General features: G+C 63.1%; 3 protein-coding genes. All 3 read left to right on the plus strand.

Annotated features, from left to right (window positions below):
• Window positions 1-401 (plus strand): 2Fe-2S iron-sulfur cluster-binding protein (locus tag HP459_RS23650; protein ID WP_171936919.1); only part of this gene is annotated, 401 nt, incomplete at its 5' end.
• Window positions 398-1,165 (plus strand): 2,3-dehydroadipyl-CoA hydratase PaaF, encoded by a 768-nt coding sequence (gene paaF / locus HP459_RS22895; protein ID WP_022648023.1) that lies wholly within the window; start codon window positions 398-400, stop codon window positions 1,163-1,165. The genes HP459_RS23650 and paaF, both read left to right, overlap by 4 nt.
• On the plus strand, window positions 1,165-1,497 hold a 333-nt coding region (locus HP459_RS22900), incomplete at its 3' end, for an enoyl-CoA hydratase-related protein (RefSeq protein ID WP_171936920.1). The genes paaF and HP459_RS22900, both read left to right, overlap by 1 nt.

Genomic DNA, 1,497 nt, shown 5'->3' on the forward strand with positions numbered 1-1,497 from the left:
AGGCTGAGGCGGCGCTGAAAGCGCTGGGTATGCCGGAAAAAGCGATCCATCTTGAGCGCTTTAACACGCCGGGAACCCCCGTTAAACGGACAGTCAGCGTGCAGGCCGACGGGCAGAAGGTCACCGTCCGTCAGGACGGGCGTGACAGGGAGATCACCCTGACGGCGGACGACGAGAGCATTCTTGACGCGGCCCTGCGTCAGGGGGCGGATCTGCCTTACGCCTGCAAGGGCGGCGTGTGCGCCACCTGCAAATGCAAAGTGCTTCGCGGGGAGGTGGACATGGCGACCAACTACAGCCTGGAGCCGGACGAGCTGGCCGCAGGCTATGTGCTGAGCTGTCAGGCGCTGCCGTTAACCGCTGACGTTATCGTCGATTTTGATGCGAAGGGGATGGCATGAGCGAACTGATTGTCACCCGTCATGGCCGCGTGTTGCAGCTGACGCTTAACCGTCCGGCGGCGCGCAACGCGCTCAACAATGCCCTGCTCACGCAAATTGCGGAGCAGCTTGAAGCCGCCGCCGCGGATGCGGAGATCGCCGTCTGTGTGATTTACGGCAACGAACGCTGCTTTGCCGCCGGGGCCGATCTCAACGAAATGGCGGAGAAAGACCTGCCCGCAACCCTGAACGATATCCGCCCGCAGCTGTGGGCGCGAATAAACGCCTTCACCAAACCGCTGATTGCCGCCGTGAACGGCTACGCGCTGGGGGCAGGCTGTGAGCTGGCGCTGCTCTGCGACGTGGTGATTGCCGGTGATAACGCCCGCTTTGGCCTGCCGGAAATCACCCTCGGGATCATGCCGGGCGCAGGCGGCACACAGCGGCTAATCCGTAGCGTGGGCAAATCGCTGGCCAGCAAAATGGTGCTGACGGGCGAAAGCATCACGGCGGTTCAGGCGCACAGCGCCGGGCTGGTCAGTGACGTTTACCCGGCCTCGCTGACGCTGGAGTATGCCCTGAAGCAGGCGGGGCTGATGGCGCGCCACTCGCCGCTGGCGTTACAGGCGGCGAAGCAGGCGCTTCGCCAGTCGCAGGAAGTGCCGCTTCAGGCCGGGCTGGCGCAGGAGCGTCAGCTGTTTGCGCTGCTCGCGGCCACCGACGATCGCCGGGAAGGTATCAACGCCTTTTTACAAAAACGCACCCCAGACTTTAAAGGACGCTAATTGTGGAATTTATTCTGAGCCATGTTGAGCAGGGCGTAATGACCATTACGCTGAACCGCCCGGAGCGCCTGAACAGCTTTAACGACGTCATGCACCAGCAGCTTTCCGAATGCCTGAAGCAGGCCGAGCGCGATGACGCTATCCGCTGCCTGCTGATCACCGGGGCAGGACGCGGTTTCTGCGCCGGGCAGGATCTCAACGACCGTAACGTGGACCCGACCGGCCCCGCGCCGGATCTGGGCATGTCCGTTGAGACTTTTTACAACCCGCTGGTGCGCCGCCTGGCAAAACTGCCGAAGCCGGTGATTTGCGCGGTTAACGGCGTGGCGGCG

The organism is Enterobacter sp. CM29 (genome assembly GCF_013179605.1).
Taxonomy (GTDB): Bacteria; Pseudomonadota; Gammaproteobacteria; order Enterobacterales; family Enterobacteriaceae; genus Enterobacter; species Enterobacter intestinihominis.

What these genes read in the sequence shown, in the direction of transcription:
- paaF (WP_022648023.1), top strand. Translation starts at nt 398, where the DNA reads ATGAGCGAACTGATTGTCACCCGTCATGGCCGCGTGTTGCAGCTGACG.